The 15789-nt window shown below is 71.5% G+C and carries 14 protein-coding genes; 7 read left to right on the forward strand and 7 right to left on the reverse strand.

Features of this window, described 5'->3' with window-relative positions; translation table 11 throughout:
* Nucleotides 1-42: 42 nt before the first annotated feature.
* On the reverse strand, nucleotides 43-882 hold the full coding sequence (locus tag ACIQMX_RS21325) for a class I SAM-dependent methyltransferase (RefSeq protein WP_402480233.1): 840 nt from the start codon (nucleotides 880-882) through the stop codon (nucleotides 43-45).
* 36 nt (nucleotides 883-918) lie between these two features.
* On the reverse strand, nucleotides 919-2121 hold the full coding sequence (locus ACIQMX_RS21330; RefSeq protein WP_363070295.1) for a bifunctional adenosylcobinamide kinase/adenosylcobinamide-phosphate guanylyltransferase: 1203 nt from the start codon (nucleotides 2119-2121) through the stop codon (nucleotides 919-921).
* A 127-nt stretch (nucleotides 2122-2248) separates the two neighbouring features.
* On the opposite strand from ACIQMX_RS21330, the gene ACIQMX_RS21335 reads away from it, so the two are divergent.
* Nucleotides 2249-2506 (forward strand): hypothetical protein, encoded by a 258-nt coding sequence (locus tag ACIQMX_RS21335; protein ID WP_402480236.1) that lies wholly within the window; start codon nucleotides 2249-2251, stop codon nucleotides 2504-2506.
* Between the two features lie 99 nt (nucleotides 2507-2605).
* On the opposite strand, the gene ACIQMX_RS21340 is transcribed toward ACIQMX_RS21335, so the two are convergent.
* The 3 genes from ACIQMX_RS21340 to ACIQMX_RS21350 all read right to left on the reverse strand — a co-directional run bounded on the left by ACIQMX_RS21340 (nucleotide 2606) and on the right by ACIQMX_RS21350 (nucleotide 5429).
* Entirely contained in the window at nucleotides 2606-3697 is a 1092-nt protein-coding gene (locus ACIQMX_RS21340; RefSeq protein WP_402480240.1) for a S1C family serine protease, read from the reverse strand.
* 290 nt (nucleotides 3698-3987) lie between these two features.
* Entirely contained in the window at nucleotides 3988-4740 is a 753-nt protein-coding gene (locus tag ACIQMX_RS21345) for a methyltransferase domain-containing protein (protein ID WP_363070584.1), read from the reverse strand.
* An 89-nt stretch (nucleotides 4741-4829) separates the two neighbouring features.
* Complete coding sequence (locus tag ACIQMX_RS21350) at nucleotides 4830-5429, reverse strand: DUF3043 domain-containing protein (protein ID WP_148017835.1); 600 nt, start codon at nucleotides 5427-5429, stop codon at nucleotides 4830-4832.
* A gap of 296 nt (nucleotides 5430-5725) precedes the next feature.
* On the opposite strand from ACIQMX_RS21350, the gene ACIQMX_RS21355 reads away from it, so the two are divergent.
* The 5 genes from ACIQMX_RS21355 (at nucleotide 5726) to ACIQMX_RS21375 (ending at nucleotide 12255) form a co-directional block, all read left to right on the forward strand.
* Nucleotides 5726-6511, forward strand: a complete 786-nt coding sequence (locus ACIQMX_RS21355; protein ID WP_219567984.1) for a PspA/IM30 family protein — start codon at nucleotides 5726-5728, stop codon at nucleotides 6509-6511.
* Between the two features lie 9 nt (nucleotides 6512-6520).
* Entirely contained in the window at nucleotides 6521-6799 is a 279-nt protein-coding gene (locus ACIQMX_RS21360) for a hypothetical protein (RefSeq protein ID WP_363070303.1), read from the forward strand.
* 147 nt (nucleotides 6800-6946) lie between these two features.
* Entirely contained in the window at nucleotides 6947-8218 is a 1272-nt protein-coding gene (locus tag ACIQMX_RS21365) for a sensor histidine kinase (RefSeq protein ID WP_363070305.1), read from the forward strand.
* Nucleotides 8215-8910, forward strand: a complete 696-nt coding sequence (locus tag ACIQMX_RS21370) for a response regulator (protein WP_402480242.1) — start codon at nucleotides 8215-8217, stop codon at nucleotides 8908-8910. Before ACIQMX_RS21365 ends, ACIQMX_RS21370 begins: the two co-directional genes overlap by 4 nt.
* Before the next feature lie 189 nt (nucleotides 8911-9099).
* Nucleotides 9100-12255, forward strand: a complete 3156-nt coding sequence (locus ACIQMX_RS21375; protein ID WP_402480245.1) for an efflux RND transporter permease subunit — start codon at nucleotides 9100-9102, stop codon at nucleotides 12253-12255.
* Nucleotides 12256-12346: 91 nt separating this feature from the next.
* Here ACIQMX_RS21375 and nadA read toward each other — a convergent pair whose 3' ends face one another.
* A complete protein-coding gene (gene nadA, locus ACIQMX_RS21380) occupies nucleotides 12347-13543 on the reverse strand; it encodes a quinolinate synthase NadA (protein ID WP_363070310.1) in 1197 nt (398 codons plus the stop codon).
* Between the two features lie 224 nt (nucleotides 13544-13767).
* Between nadA and ACIQMX_RS21385 the strand changes: the two genes are divergently transcribed.
* Nucleotides 13768-14124, forward strand: a complete 357-nt coding sequence (locus ACIQMX_RS21385) for an iron-sulfur cluster assembly accessory protein (RefSeq protein ID WP_030970782.1) — start codon at nucleotides 13768-13770, stop codon at nucleotides 14122-14124.
* 90 nt (nucleotides 14125-14214) lie between these two features.
* Here the strand turns inward: ACIQMX_RS21385 and ACIQMX_RS21390 are convergent, their stop codons facing one another.
* Nucleotides 14215-15681: a hypothetical protein gene (locus tag ACIQMX_RS21390; protein ID WP_402480248.1), complete on the reverse strand. Its 1467-nt coding sequence runs from the start codon at nucleotides 15679-15681 to the stop codon at nucleotides 14215-14217.
* Between the last annotated feature and the right edge of the window lie 108 nt (nucleotides 15682-15789).

Below are 15789 nucleotides of genomic sequence, written 5' to 3' on the forward strand. Positions count from 1 at the left end.
GGCTCCCCGCCGAACAGTACCTGCCGCGATTTCCGGCCCCCCTCAGTGCGGCGTGCGGTCCTCGAACCGGAGTTGGGTGATCGCGGGCGTGAGGGTCCGCAGCCCGGGGAGCCGGTTCTGGATCCGGATCAGCTCGCCCATCGCGCCCCGTCCGCGCGGCAGGTGCAGGGCCCGCACCTCGGTGATCCCCGGATGCGCGCCGCGCAGCTTGCCGCGCTCACCGGGGTCCATCGCCCACCGCATCGGCGGGATGGTCATGGCACCCACCTTCGAGGTGCCCGCCACCGTGCCCCTGGCGAGCCACCGGGCCATGGAGTCCAGGACGAGGATCCCGCCGGGCAGCCGTTCGGCGCAGGCCGCCAGGATCGCGCGTACCTCGGGGGGCCGCAGGTACATGAGCAGACCCTGCGTCGTGACGACCACGCCCCGGCCCTCCGGGTCCTCGATCCCGTCCAGCCAGGAGAGGTCCGTGGCCGAACCGGACAGCGTCCGCAGCCGGTCCGAGGGCGGCAGCAGGGTGCGGCGCAGGGCGGCGACCTCCGGCAGCTCCACGCTCAGCCAGTTCAGCCGCCCGTTGTCGACCCGCCAGAAGCCGGTCTCCAGACCGTCGCCGAGCGCGACCACGGTGGCCTCCGGACGGTCGGCGAGATACTCCTGCACGGCCAGGTCGAAGCAGCGTGAGCGCAGCGCCTGAGCCTGGGAGTGGAAGGCGCCCGGCACCCCGAACCGCTCCTCGAACGGGTAGTCCAGGTTCGCCAGCAGCTGGAGCGCCATCGGGTCGTCCAGCACCGGATAGCGGCGGCCCGCCTCGAACGCCCGGTTGTGCAGCGTCCACAGCAGGGTCTCCGGAACCCCGTCCAGCATCGGCCGTACACGTGCCATGTCCCGCTTCTCCTGTTCCGTTCGGCGGCGGCTCCTTCAGCCGCGCAGCGTCAGCGCCTGCCCGGCCACCACCAGCAGTACCTGCTCGCACTCGTCGGCGAACGCGGCGTTCAGCCGGCCCAGCTCGTCCCGGAAACGCCGCCCGGCCGCGGTCGCCGGCACCACGCCCGAGCCGGTCTCGTTGGTCACCGCGACGACGGTGCGCCGCGTCCCGCGGACGGCGGCGACGAGCTCGGCGGTCCGCTCCCGCAGCGCGCTCTCGCCGCCGTTCGCCCAGACCGCGTCGTCCCAGGCGTTCACCCGGTCCATCGCGTCCGTCAGCCAGAGCGCGAGGCAGTCGATCAGCAGCGGCGGTCCGTCCGAGGCCAGCGGCTCCACCAGCTCGCAGGTCTCCTCGGTGCGCCAGGCCGCCGGTCTGCGCTCCCGGTGCAGTCCGATCCGGGCCGCCCACTCCGTGTCGCCCTCCCGGCTGCCACCGGTCGCCACGTACACGACCTCGGGGTAGGTCTCCAGCCGCCGTTCGGCCTCGACCGACTTACCGGACCGGGCGCCGCCGGTGATCAGGGTGCGCCGGGGGATGGCGGGTTCGGCGCGGTATCCGCCGACCGTCAGCGTCGTCCCGTCGGGAACGGCCCGGGCCCCGCCCGCGGCGAGCCGGCGGTCGAGCTCGGGGCCCGGCGGTGCGTCGTGGTCCAGATGGACGGCGATCACCTCGGTGGCCGGCCCGACCGCCTCGACCGCCCGCAGCCGGGCGACGGCGTCGGGCCGTCCCACGACGTCCCCGACGACCATGTCGTACGGCTGCGCCATCCGGTCGGCGAGACCGGCCGGTGCGGCGCCCGGCGGCAGGTAGAGCAGCCGTTCACCGTCCGGTGAGGTGACCTCGTACCCGGTGCCGGGCGCGTCCATCGGTACGGCCCGGACCCGGTGTCCGCTGATCAGCGTCAGCACCCGCCCGTCCGGAACGCGGCCCGCCGGGGGCAGTCCGGCGGGCAGTTCGAGGGCGGGCCCGTCGTGCGGATGGGTGAGCAGCACCTGCCGTACGCCGGTGAGCGAATGGCCCGCGCGGGCGGCGGCGAACACCGCTCCGGGGGTCAGGTCGAGCAGCAGGGCGTCGTCGACCAGCAGGGCGGTCGCGGCCCGCGCCCGCGCCCCGCGGGCGGTGGCGCAGGCGGCGCAGGGGCAGTCGGGCCGCGGCAGCCCGTCGGGGGCTCCGGTGCCGAGCAGAGTTAGTTCCACGCTCCGATCCTCCCGCGTCCCCGCACCCGGTGCGCGACGTGGGGGTGGCCGGACGCGCGCGGGCCCCTTCCCGCCCTGGTCATAAGCACTAGGCTGCGGACGGAACAAAGTGACCCAGGAGGCGGACATGGCGTGGACGTGGCGGTTCGAGAAGTCCGACGGTACGGAGACGGAGCCGGCCCTGCAGCCGGAGGAATTCACGACACAGGGCGACGCGGAATCCTGGATCGGCGAGTACTGGAAGGAACTCCTCGACGGCGGGGCGGACCAGGTGACGCTCTTCGACGACACGACGAAGATCTACGGCCCGATGAGCCTCCGGGCCGAGCAGGGTGAGCAGAGCGAGCCGAGCGAGCCGAGCGAGGCGGCCGCCGGCGAGGCCTGAGCCGCGACGGCCGCCGGGCGGACCCGCGACGGCCGCCGGGCGGACCCGTGAGGGCCCGCCCGGCGGACCGGGCCGTCGCCGTGGCGGCGGCCCAGGTGCTCAGATCTCGCCCAGCGTGACCTCCGCCGTCTTCTCCGCCTCGCCGCGCTGATACGTCACGGTGACCTTCTCACCCGGCTTGTCCGAGGCCAGGGCCTCCGACAGGGACGTGATGGTCGTGACGGAGGCGTCACCGACCTTGGTGATGATGTCGCCGGCCCGCAGCCCCGCCTTCTGCGCCGCGCCGCCCTGCTCCGCACTGACGATCGCGACCCCGGCGGGCTTGTAGCTGTCGTCGACGACCGTGCGGCCGGTGATGTCCAGGGCCGCCCGGCCGGAGTCGGTGACCTTGCCGCTCTTGATGATCTGGTCGGCGACCGTCTTCACCATCGAGACGGGGATCGCGAAGCCGATGCCGGGCGCCGCGCTGTCACCCATCTGGGGATCCGTCGCCGCCAGCGTCGGGATGCCGATGACCTCGCTGTTCAGGTTCACCAGCGCGCCCCCGCTGTTGCCCGGGTTGATCGCCGCCGAGGTCTGCACCATGTTCGCGATGGTCGCGCCCGTGCCGCCGCCCGCACGGCTCTCGCTCACGGTCCGGCCGAGAGCCGAGACGATGCCCTGCGTGACGCTGCTGGACAGTCCGAGCGGCGAGCCCATGGCCAGTACGATCTGGCCGACCTCGACCTTCTCCGAGTCGCCGAACTTCGCGGGCTTCAGCCCGTCCGGGACGTCGTCCAGCTTGATGACGGCCAGGTCCTGTTGGGGGTAGGCGGCCACCAGCTTGGCGCTCATCACCTTCCCGCCGTTGGCGACGGTGACCTTGAAGGTCTTCTCGTCACCGACGACGTGTGCGTTGGTGACGATGTGGCCCTTGGCGTCGTAGACGATGCCCGAGCCCAGACTGTCGGAGGCGTCGATCTGCACCACCGAGGGAAGCACGTCGTTGATGACGCTCTGGTAGTCGTCCTGCAGGTCGCCGGTGGCCTTCGAGGCGGAGCCCTGCTGGGCCGAACCGGACTTCGTCGCGGCGGCGTTCGAGGCGTTGGAGTTCGAGTCGGAGCAACCGCTCACCAGCGCGATCGCACAGACACTCGCGGACAGAGGCAGCAGCAGCCGGCGGACACGGCTTCGGGAGTGAATGGCATCCATGTCCGGATTATCACTTTTAACCCGGTTGGCGGCCTGTTGAGTTCGCCCGGCAGGGCGACCCCGGCCGAGGAGGCGTCCGGCCGGGCGGTCCGGCTTCCCGTGGCATCCGTCCGGCGGTTCGGCCTCGCGGGGTGTCCGGCCGAGCGGTTCGGCCTCCCGTGTCCGGCCGAGCGGTTTGGTCCCGCGGGGTTCCGGCCGGCCGGGCTCGGCCCTGTGGATGTCCCAACGGGCCGGTTCAGCCCCCTGGGCGTCCCGCCGGGCGGTTCAGCGTCGGTGTCCCGCCGGGCGGTTCAGCCCCGCACCCCGCACAGGTGGAGCAACGCGGCCACCCCGCGGTACGGATCCGTACGTCCCGCCCGGTCCTCCGCCGCGAGCACCCGCTCCAGCTCCGCCGCCGACGGCAGTTCCGCGTCGTTGCCCACATGGTCCGTGAAGACCCGCACCCCGTACCAGGCGTGCAGTGGTGCCGCGATCCCGGCGAGCGTGGCGGTGAGGGCGTCGAGCCGGTCCGCCCGTACGGAGAGCCCGAGGCGGTTGGTGTACCGGTCCGTGTCGAACGCGGCCAGGGCCGCGTCCCAGTCCCCGGCCGTCCCGGCCCGCATCGCCAGGGCGTCGGCGTTCCGCACGAGCAGCGAGAGCAGGCCGCCCGGCGCGAGCATCCTGGCCAGACCGGCCACCATGGCGTCGGGTTCCTGGACATACATCAGCACGCCGTGGCAGAGCACGACGTCGAAGCTGCCGGGCAGGAAGTGGACGCCGGTGTCCTGGCCGTTGCCCTCGATGAGACGGACCCGCTCGCGGATGCCCGCCGGCTCGCCGCCCAGCGCCTCGCGGGCGACCCGCAGCATCTCGGCGTCGGACTCCAGACCCGTGACGGTGTGGCCGGCCCGGGCGAGGCGCAGCGCCTGGGTGCCCTGGCCCATGCCGACATCCAGGATCCGCAGCCGCTGCCCGACGGGGAAGCGCGCCGCGATCTGTTCGTCCAGCTGTCGGGCGACCAGCTCCTGGCGCACGGTGTTGCGCAGTCCGCCGAGCCCCTTCAGCCAGACGGACGAGGCCCCGGAGAAACCGGAGACCGCATCGGCCGGCCGGCCCGCGGACACGCCGCCGGCCGGACCGGCGGAAACCGTACTCAGGGCCGCTCTCCGCGCTTGACCTGCGGCTTCGGCAGCCTGAGCCGACGCATCTGGAGCGTACGCATCAGCCCGTAGGCCACCGCGCCGCGCTTGGGCGTATCGGGGAAGCGCTCGTTCAGCTGCTTGCGCAGGCGGAACGTGAGCCCGATCGAGTCGACGACGATCAGCACGATCACGCCGAGCCAGAGCAGCAGCGAGATGTTCTGGATGCCCTGCACCTGGATCACGCTGAGAATCAGGATGACCACGGCGAGCGGCAGGAAGAACTCCGCGATGCAGAAGCGCGAGTCCACGAAGTCGCGGACGAAGCGGCGCACCGGGCCCTTGTCGCGCGCCGGCAGATAGCGCTCGTCGCCACTGGCGAGCGCCTCGCGCTGCTTGGCCATGTCGACGCGCCGCGCTTCGCGCTGGCGCTTCATGGCCTCCTTGCGGTCGAGCGGCGCACCACTGGAGGCGCGACGGCGCTGCGACTGGGCGTCGCTTCGCTTGGGGGTGGGGCGACCCTTGGGAGCCTGCGGGTCGCGGGACGTCTTGGAGAGGTCCGCCGTCACCTTGTCGGTGGGGGCCTTCTCTTCCTTGGAGCGGCTACGGAACACAAGGCCCAAGGGTACGGGGTCGATCGCCACGACCCCAGGCCGGCCGGGAACGATCCGGCAACGGCCTGCGTCCTTGCTGGTGTCCGAGCCGGACGATACGGGCGTCATCGGCTGTTTCCCCGACCGTCACCTACTCCCTGGGCTGGAGCGGTCACCGGCGGCAGTCGTCCTTGGGGAGGACCCCATCGCTGCTCGAACAGTGCGGTAATAGAGACAGGGCCCGTACTGTGGGTTCTGTCGGAGTGCTGGTGACTGGTTGAGTCAGAAGGGGGCGCGCGAAGCCCATGAGCGGTGTCATGAAGCGTATGGGGATGATCTTCCGCGCGAAGGCAAACAAGGCCCTTGACCGGGCCGAGGATCCGCGCGAGACCCTCGATTACTCGTACCAGAAGCAGCTGGAGCTGCTTCAGAAGGTGCGCCGCGGCGTCGCCGATGTGGCGACTTCGCGCAAGCGCCTGGAACTGCAGCTGAACCAGCTGCAGGGCCAGACGTCCAAGCTGGAGGACCAGGGCCGCAAGGCGCTCGCGCTCGGCCGCGAGGACCTGGCCCGCGAGGCGCTGTCCCGCCGCGCGGCCCTCCAGCAGCAGGTCACCGACCTGGAGACGCAGCACACCACGCTGCAGGGCGAGGAGGAGAAGCTCACCCTGGCGGCCCAGCGGCTGCAGGCCAAGGTCGACGCCTTCCGTACGAAGAAGGAGACCATCAAGGCCACCTACACGGCGGCCCAGGCCCAGACCCGGATCGGCGAGGCCTTCTCGGGCATCTCCGAGGAGATGGGCGACGTCGGCCTGGCCATCCAGCGGGCCGAGGACAAGACCCAGCAGCTGCAGGCGCGGGCCGGCGCCATCGACGAACTGCTCGCCTCCGGAGCCCTGGACGACCCGACCGGCACGGCGAAGGACGACATCGCCGCCGAGCTGGACCGGATCTCGGGTGGTACGGATGTGGAGCTGGAGCTGCAGCGCATGAAGGCCGAACTGGCCGGCGGCTCCACCTCGAAGCAGGCCATCGAGGGCGGCCCTCAGGACGCCGCGCAGCAGCAGGACCGATCCCGGTCCCCGCACAAGTTCGACAAGGAGTAAGGCGGCGTCATGATCGTACGGATCATGGGGGAGGGCCAGGCGGTTCTGGCCGACAGCCATCTCGCCGAGCTCGACAAGCTCGACGACGAACTGCTCGCCGAGATGGAGCGCGGCGACGGTCCCGGATTCCGCTCCACGCTCCACGCGCTCCTCGCCAGGGTGCGCGAACTCGGCACACCCTTGCCGGACGACTCCCTGGAGCCGTCCGAGCTGATCCTGCCGTCGCCCGACGCGACCCTCGAAGAGGTCCGCGCCATGCTCAGCGGCGACGGTCTGATTCCCGGCTGACCGGCTGACGGCCGGCAGCTCCGGCACCCGCACCCTGTGCCCCGCCACCGGCCCCCGGCCGGTCGTGGGGCACCGTGCTGCGAGGTCCCGCCCGTTCTCGGGCCGAGCGTCCCGGAATCCTCGCGACACGCCGTAACGTAGCTTGACGTGACCACCCTCGGAACCGGGGTTCTGCGCCTGCGGAACTGGCTGCGCGACCATCCCCTCGCGCTGGACGGCGCGCTCGCCCTGGCCGTGTACGTGGCCATGGTCGTCGGATCGTTCGTCGACCCGGGCTCGCATCCCCGGCCCACCTTCGGCACCCGCGCGCCCGCGGCCGGCAGTGTGCTGCTGATGGCGCTCGGAGCCCTCGCCCTGGTCTGGCGCCGCCGCCGGCCGATGGCGGTGCTCGGCGCCACCGGTGTCCTCGCCGTCGTCGAGCTGCTGACCGCCGATCCGCCGGCCCCCGTCGTGATGAGCACCGTCATCGCGCTGTACACCGTCGCCGCCCGCACCGACCGGCCGACGACCTGGCGGGTCGGGCTGCTCACCATGGGCGTGCTCACCGCGGCCGCGATGCTCTTCGGGGCGGCGCCCTGGTACAGCCAGGAGAACCTCGGGATCTTCGCCTGGACCGGGATGGCGGGCGCGGCGGGGGACGCGGTCCGCTCCCGGCGGGCGTTCGTCGACGCGATCAGGGAGCGCGCCGAACGGGCCGAGCGGACCCGTGAGGAGGAGGCCCGGCGCCGGGTCGCGGAGGAGCGCCTGCGGATCGCCCGTGACCTGCACGACGTCGTCGCCCATCACATCGCCCTGGTCAACGTGCAGGCCGGGGTCGCCGCCCACGTCATGGACCGGCGCCCCGACCAGGCCAAGGAGGCGCTCGCCCATGTCCGGGAGGCGAGCCGCTCCGCGCTCAACGAGCTGCGGATCACCGTGGGGCTGCTGCGCCAGTCCGGCGATCCGGCCGCACCGACCGAACCCGCCCCCGGCCTCGCCGTCCTCGACGAGCTCGTGGAGACCGTGCGGCGGGCCGGGCTGCCCGTCGAGGTCGCCTGCGCGGCGAAGGAGGGCCCGCCGCTGCCCGCCGCCGTGGACCTGGCCGCGTACCGGGTGATCCAGGAGGCGCTGACCAACGTGGGCAAGCACGCGGGCCCCGGGGCGAAGGCCGAGATCAGCGTCGTACGGGTCGGGGCCACTGCCGAGGTCATGGTGCTGGACAACGGCCGCGGCACGACCGCCGGCACGGCCGGCGACACGGTCCGCGGCGGCCACGGCCTCCTCGGCATGAGGGAGCGGGTCACCGCGCTGGGCGGCACCCTCACCGCCGGGCCCCGTTACGGCGGCGGCTTCAGGGTCCATGCGATCCTGCCCCTCCAGGCCCGCGAGCGGGAGCCGGACCGTCCGGGCGCGGCGGGGCCGACGGGGGAGAACGCATGACACCGGCCATCAGGGTCCTGCTCGTCGACGACCAGGCGCTGCTGCGCAGCGCGTTCCGGGTGCTGGTCGACTCCGAACCCGACATGCAGGTGGTCGGCGAGGCCGCGGACGGGGCGCAGGCGGTGGACCTGGCCCGCTCGACGCGCGCCGACGTGGTGCTGATGGACATCCGGATGCCGGGCACGGACGGACTCACCGCGACCCGGATGATCAGCGCCGATCCGGAACTCGCGGACGTCCGCGTGGTCATGCTCACCACCTTCGAGGTCGACGAGTACGTGGTGCAGTCGCTGCGGGCCGGCGCCTCGGGCTTCCTCGGAAAGGGAGCGGAACCGGAGGAACTCCTCAACGCCATCCGGATCGCCGCGGGCGGCGAGGCGCTGCTGTCGCCCGCCGCGACCAAGGGGCTGATCGCCACGTTCCTCGCGCAGGGCGCCGGCGCGGGCGGGGACGGACCGGGCGCCGCCGAGTACTCCGCGCGCCTGGAGGCCCTGACCGCCCGGGAGCGCGAGGTGCTGGTGCTGGTCGCGGGCGGGCTGTCCAACGACGAGATCGCCGAGCGGCTGGTGGTCAGCCCGCTGACCGTCAAGACCCATGTGAACAGGGCGATGGCGAAGCTGGGGGCGCGGGACAGGGCCCAACTCGTTGTGATTGCGTACGAATCGGGCCTGGTCCGCCCTCGGGTGGAGTGAGGGTGCAGCCGCGGCGTACTCCACCTGCGGTATGCGCGGGATAAGGAAAGCGACCTGCGACCGACGATTCCGGCCCGGGCGGTGAGCGATCGTATAAGGGCCGACCGGTATACCGGTCGGCCCGGGCCGGGTCTGTCCCCGAGTTACCCGCCCACCTGCCGCGTAAGCCACAGAAGAGAGACCTAACCCATGTCCTGGCTGTCCAGATTCAGCCTCGCGCAAAGGGCCCTGATCGGGCTGATGTCGATCGTCGCGCTCGTATTCGGAGCGATCGCGATCCCGCAGCTCAAGCAGCAGCTGCTGCCCACCATCGAACTCCCGATGGTGTCGGTGCTCGCCCCGTACCAGGGTGCGTCCCCCGATGTGGTCGAGAAGCAGGTCGTCGAACCGCTCGAGAATTCGATCAAGGCCGTCGACGGCGTCACCGGAGTCACCTCCACCGCCAGCGAGGGCAACGCCGTCATCATGGCGACGTTCGACTTCGGCGACGAGGGCACCAAGCAGCTCGTCGCGGACATCCAGCAGGCGGTGAACCGCTCCCGCGCCCAGCTGCCCGAGGACGTGGACCCGCAGGTCATCGCGGGCTCGACCGACGACATCCCGACCGTCGTCCTCGCCGTCACCTCCGACAAGGACCAGCAGGCGCTGGCCGACCAGCTGGACCGCACCGTCGTCCCCGCGCTGGAGGACATCGACGGCGTCGGCCAGGTCGCCGTCGACGGTGTGCAGGACCTCCAGGTCTCCGTCACGCCCGACGACGCGAAGCTCGCGGCGGCCGGACTGAACGCCGGTACGCTCGCGCAGGCGCTCCAGGCCGGTGGCGCGACCGTCCCGGCGGGTTCCTTCTCCGAGTCGGGCAAGAGCCGCACCGTCCAGGTCGGCGGCGCCTTCACCACCCTGAAGCAGATCGAGGACCTGCGGGTCACCGGGCAGAACCCGGCGACCGGCAAGCCCGGCAAGCCGGTCCGGGTCGGTGACATCGCGACGGTGAAGCAGGAGCCCTCCACCGCGGTCTCCATCACGCGGACGAACGGCAAGCCGAGCCTCGCCGTCATGGCGACGATGGACAAGGACGGCAGCGCCGTCGCCATCTCCGACGCCGTCAAGGACAAGCTCCCCGACCTGCGCAAGGACCTCGGCGCCGGCGCCGAGCTGACCGTCGTGTCCGACCAGGGCCCCGCCGTCTCCAAGGCGATCTCCGGCCTGACCACCGAAGGCGCGCTCGGCCTGCTCTTCGCGGTCATCGTGATCCTGGTCTTCCTGGCCTCGCTGCGCTCGACCCTGGTCACCGCGGTGTCCATCCCGCTCTCCGTGGTCCTCGCGCTGATCGTGCTCTGGACCCGCGACCTGTCGCTCAACATGCTCACCCTGGGCGCGCTGACCATCGCGATCGGCCGGGTCGTCGACGACTCGATCGTCGTCCTGGAGAACATCAAGCGTCACCTCGGCTACGGCGAGGAGCGCCAGTCCGCGATCATCACCGCGGTGAAGGAAGTGGCCGGGGCGGTCACCGCGTCGACCCTCACCACGGTCGCCGTCTTCCTGCCCATCGGCCTGGTCGGCGGCATGGTCGGCCAGCTCTTCGGCTCCTTCTCGCTGACCGTCACCGCGGCCCTGCTGGCCTCCCTGCTGGTCTCGCTGACCGTGGTCCCCGTCCTGTCGTACTGGTTCCTGCGCGCCCCCAAGGGCAGCGCCGAGGACCCGGACAAGGCGCGCCGCGAGGCCGAGGAGAAGGAGGCCCGCAGCAAGCTCCAGAAGCTGTACGTCTCGGTGCTGCGCTTCGCCACCCGTCGCCGCATCACCAGCATCGTCATCGCCGTCGCCGTGCTGTTCGGCACCTTCGGCATGGTCCCGCTCCTGAAGACCAACTTCTTCGACCAGGGCGAGCAGGAAGTCCTGTCCATCAAGCAGGAGCTCACCCCGGGCACCAGCCTGGCCGCCGCCGACGAGGCGGCCCAGAAGGTCGAGAAGGTCCTCGCCGAGGACAAGGGCGTCAAGGACTACCAGGTCACCGTCGGCTCGTCCGGCTTCATGGCGGCCTTCGGCGGCGGCACGGGAGCCAACCAGGCCTCCTACCAGGTCACCCTGAAGGACTCCGGGGACTACGAGGCGGCCCAGGACCGCATCGACGAGGCCCTCGCCAAGCTCGATGGCATCGGTGACACCACCATCGCCGCGGGCGACGGCTTCGGCAGCCAGGACCTGAGCGTCGTGGTCAAGGCCGCCGACGCGGACACCCTGAAGAAGGCCTCCGAAGAGGTACGTGCCGAGGTCGCGAAGCTCAAGGACGTCACCGACGTCCAGAGCGACCTGGCGCAGAGCATCCCGCGGATCTCGGTCACGGCCAACGCCAAGGCCGCCGACGCGGGCTTCAGCCAGGCCACGCTGGGCGCCGCCGTCGCCGGTGCGGTGCGCGGCACGCCCTCCGGCAAGGCGATCATGGACGACACCGAGCGTGACGTCGTCATCAAGTCCGCCCACCCGGCCACCACGATGGAGGAGCTGAAGAACCTCCCGCTCGGCCCGGTCAAGCTGGGCGCGATCGCCGACGTGAAGCTGGTCCCCGGCCCGGTCTCCATGACCCGGATCGACGGCCAGCGCGCCGCGACGATCACCGCCAAGCCCATCGGCGACAACACCGGTGCGGTCGGCACCGACCTCCAGTCCAAGATCAAGGCACTGGACCTCCCGGACGGCGCCACCGCCACCATCGGCGGCGTCACCGAGGACCAGACCGACGCCTTCGTGAAGCTGGGTCTGGCCATGCTGGCGGCCATCGCGATCGTCTTCATGCTGCTGGTCGCCACCTTCCGCTCGCTCATCCAGCCGCTGATCCTGCTGGTCTCCATCCCGTTCGCGGCCACCGGAGCGATCGGCCTGCTCCTCGTCACCGGTACCCCGATGGGCGTCGCGGCGATGATCGGCATGCTGATGCTCATCGGCATCGTGGTGACGAACGCGATCGTGCTGATCGACCTGATCAACCAGTACCGGGCGCAGGGCAAGGGCGTCATCGAGGCGGTCGTCGAGGGTGGCCGCCACCGTCTGCGCCCGATCCTGATGACGGCACTGGCGACGATCTTCGCTCTCCTGCCGATGGCGCTCGGCGTCACCGGCGAGGGCGGGTTCATCTCGCAGCCGCTGGCCGTCGTGGTCATCGGCGGCCTGGTCACCTCGACGCTGCTGACGCTGCTCCTGGTGCCCACGCTGTACACGATGGTGGAGCTCTTCAAGGAGCGCCGCGCGGCCAAGAAGGCCGCGAAGCGGGCCAGGAAGGCCGGCATCCCGGCCCCGGCCGCCTCGGAGGAGTCCTCCTCCGAGGAGCCGGAGCCCGCGAAGGCCTGACCGGTCATGACAGGAAGGCCCCGGCACCCTCGGATCGAGGGTGCCGGGGCCTTCCCGCGTACGGGTACCGGGCCTTCCCGCGTACGGCTGCCTACGGCAGCGCCAGCATCCGCTCCAGCGCGAGCTTGGCGTACTTCTCCGTCTCCGGGTCGACCTCGATCCGGTTGACCAGGTTTCCCTCGGCCAGCGACTCCAGCGTCCACACCAGGTGCGGCAGGTCGATCCGGTTCATCGTCGAGCAGAAGCAGACCGTCTTGTCGAGGAAGACGATCTCCTTGTCCTCCGCGGCGAACCGGTTGGCCAGGCGGCGCACCAGGTTCAGCTCGGTGCCGATCGCCCACTTCGAGCCGGCCGGGGCCGCCTCCAGCGCCTTGATGATGTACTCCGTCGAGCCGACGTAGTCCGCCGCCGCGACGACCTCGTGCTTGCACTCCGGGTGCACCAGCACGTTGACGCCGGGTATCCGCGCCCGCACGTCGTTGACGGACTCCACCGAGAAGCGCCCGTGCACGGAGCAGTGCCCGCGCCACAGGATCATCTTCGCGTTGCGCAGCTCCTCGGCGGTGAGACCGCCGTTCGGCTTGTGCGGGTTGTAGAGGACGCAGTCCTCCAGCGTCATGCCCATGTCCCGGACGGCCGTGTTGCGGCCCAGGTGCTGGTCGGGCAGGAACAGGATCTTCTCGCCCTGCTCGAAGGCCCACTCCAGGGCGCGCTTCGCGTTCGATGAGGTGCAGATCGTGCCGCCGTGGCGGCCGGTGAAGGCCTTGATGTCCGCGGAGGAGTTCATGTACGAGACGGGCACGACCTGCTCGGCGACGCCGGCCTCGGTCAGCACGTCCCAGCACTCGGCGACCTGCTCGGCGGTGGCCATGTCGGCCATCGAGCAGCCCGCCGCGAGGTCCGGCAGTACCACCTTCTGGTCGTCGGTGGTCAGGATGTCCGCGGACTCCGCCATGAAGTGCACGCCACAGAAGACGATGTACTCGGCCTCCGGACGGGCCGCCGCATCACGGGCGAGCTTGAACGAGTCTCCGGTCACATCCGCGAACTGGATGACCTCGTCGCGCTGGTAGTGGTGCCCGAGGACGAAGACCTTCTCGCCCAGCTTCTCCTTGGCCGCGCGGGCGCGCTCCACCAGGTCCGGGTCGGACGGGGAGGGCAGGTCGCCGGGGCATTCGACCCCGCGCTCGCTCCTGGGGTCCGCTTCGCGGCCCAGCAGGAGCAGGGCGAGGGGCGTCGGCTGGACATCGAGTTCCTGGACGGGGTGGGCCGTGGTCACGTCACGCACCCTTTCTTCTCTGCGGAGGAAGCCTTTTCGTCGAATTGACGCTATCTATCATAACTGCTTCACGTCACTTTGACGATGCCGATAGCGTCGATGTGACGCATCCGCGCGCAGGACCGGTGTGCGAGCATGAAGGGAACAGGCAAGCGCTCGGCCCGGAATGAATCCGCGGCCTCGACGGTTGCAACGTCGGCAAGCAGTCTCCGTACAACCCGGGAGAGAAGCAGATGTCCGTATCGGACGAGACCACCACCGTGAGCGACGGCATCCTCCTGTCCGACGCCGCCGCAGCCAAGGTCAAGGGCCTGCTGGAGCAGGAGGGCCGCGACGATCTGGCGCTGCGCGTCGCCGTTCAGCCCGGCGGCTGCTCGGGCCTGCGTTACCAGCTCTTCTTCGACGAGCGTTCGCTGGACGGCGACGTCGTGAAGGACTTCGACGGCGTGAAGGTCGTCACCGACCGGATGAGCGCCCCGTACCTGGGCGGCGCCTCCGTCGACTTCGTCGACACGATCGAGAAGCAGGGCTTCACGATCGACAACCCGAACGCCACGGGTTCCTGCGCCTGCGGCGACTCCTTCAGCTAGAGCGCGCGGCAGTAGCGACGGTACGGCGGCGGCCCCGGGATCCTGATCCCGGGGCCGCCGCCGTCGTGTGTGTCCGTGTGTCCGCGGGTGTCAGCCGCGCGGCACCAAGGTGCCCGACGCCGCGTCGACCACGTTCCGCTCACCGAGCGGCTGGTCCAGCGTGACCGTACGGGTCAGCTCCTTGGCGATCATGATGCAGGCCTTGCCCTTCTCCGGCTTCGTCTCCGTCACGGACACCCGCACCGTCGAGCCGTCCTCGCTCGCGCTCGCCGCGTACGTACTGCAGGCGCCGCCCCAGAACGTCACCGAGAGCGTCCGCCCGTCGGCCTCGTACGACAGGATCGCGCGCCCCGACTCCGTCGTCCCGTCGCCCGGGGTCTTCTCCGCGGGGGCGTCCTTCGTCAGATACGCCGGATCCACCGCGACCTGCGTGACGGTGTCACCCGTACCGCCGGCACCCGGACGGACCGTGAAGATCCACGACGGTACGAGCAGCTGCTTCCCGTCCACGTACTGGGCCGCCAGGCCGAAGGCCGCCTTGTCGACCGTCACCGTGGTCGTGGGCGGCTCCGCGCCGGTCCGCGTGCCGCAGCTCATGCCGGACGGCTTCTCGCCGTTGCCCAGGGGCGCGGGAGTGGCGCAGTCGCCCGACTTCGGGCCGCTCGGCGGCTGCGCGGTGTTCAGCTGCTTCAGCGCCTCGGCCGCGCCGATCACCGGGTACTCGGCGCCCTTCTCCAGGCCCTTCAACTGCCCGCTTCCGCCGACCACTTCGCCTTCGGGGCCGACCTGGACCCCGGTCGCCCAGCCGTACGTCGGCAGTCCGTCCACCACCGGGTCGGCGTTCACCACCCGGACCGAACCCATCAACTGGCGGGCGTCGAGGGCGGCGTCGTCCTGGCCGACCGCCTTCAGTACCGGCACCGCGGCGGCCTTCGCGGCCTTCTCGCTCACCGGCGTCCCCGATCCACCCGGCCCCACGTGCTTGCTCGAACAGACCGTGACGCTCTCGCAGTTGTCCGTGCCGCCGGAACCGTACCGGGCGAACGTCCAGGTCCCGGGCGCCTGCTTGGCCACCCGCAGCACCGGTCCCGAGCCGTCCCCGTCGGAGCCCACCTTCCACGACGTGCCCTCGGCCCGCGGTGTGCCCTGCACGCCCAGCGCCTTGGCCAGCCGGGAGACCTCGGACGCCGAAACCGTTCCGGCGGGGCGCTGCACGGCGGCCTTGCCGGGCCCGTCCGGCAGGGCGCCGGACGCACGGTAGACCAGCCGGCCGCCGTGCGGATCGGGCTCACCCGGCGCGATGCCCTCCGTCGGGGCCGAGGGCCGGGGGGAGGGGGTGGCCGGTCCACCCGGCCGCTCGTCCAGGGAGAGCGGCCGGGGAGTGGCGGCGGAATCGTCCGACGCGCTGTACTCGCCGCCGCCGTGGCCGTCCGCCGCCATCGCCCAGTACGCGCCGCCGCCACCGGCCAGCAGTACGGCCGCCGCCACCGAGGCCACGGCGAGGGGAGACCGCCGCCGGGGGCGGGTCACATCGTTGTCGGGTCGCTCGGTGCTCACCGGTTCGCTCCTTCGCCGTCGTACGCCAGGGCCCTGCCGGGCCCGTCCCGTTGGTACGGAACACCGTTGGGACGAGGCGCGGGCGCACACGGTTCCCTCCCGGGGCCG

This window comes from Streptomyces sp. NPDC091416, from assembly GCF_044756845.1.
In the GTDB taxonomy this organism is placed as follows: Bacteria; Actinomycetota; Actinomycetes; order Streptomycetales; family Streptomycetaceae; genus Streptomyces.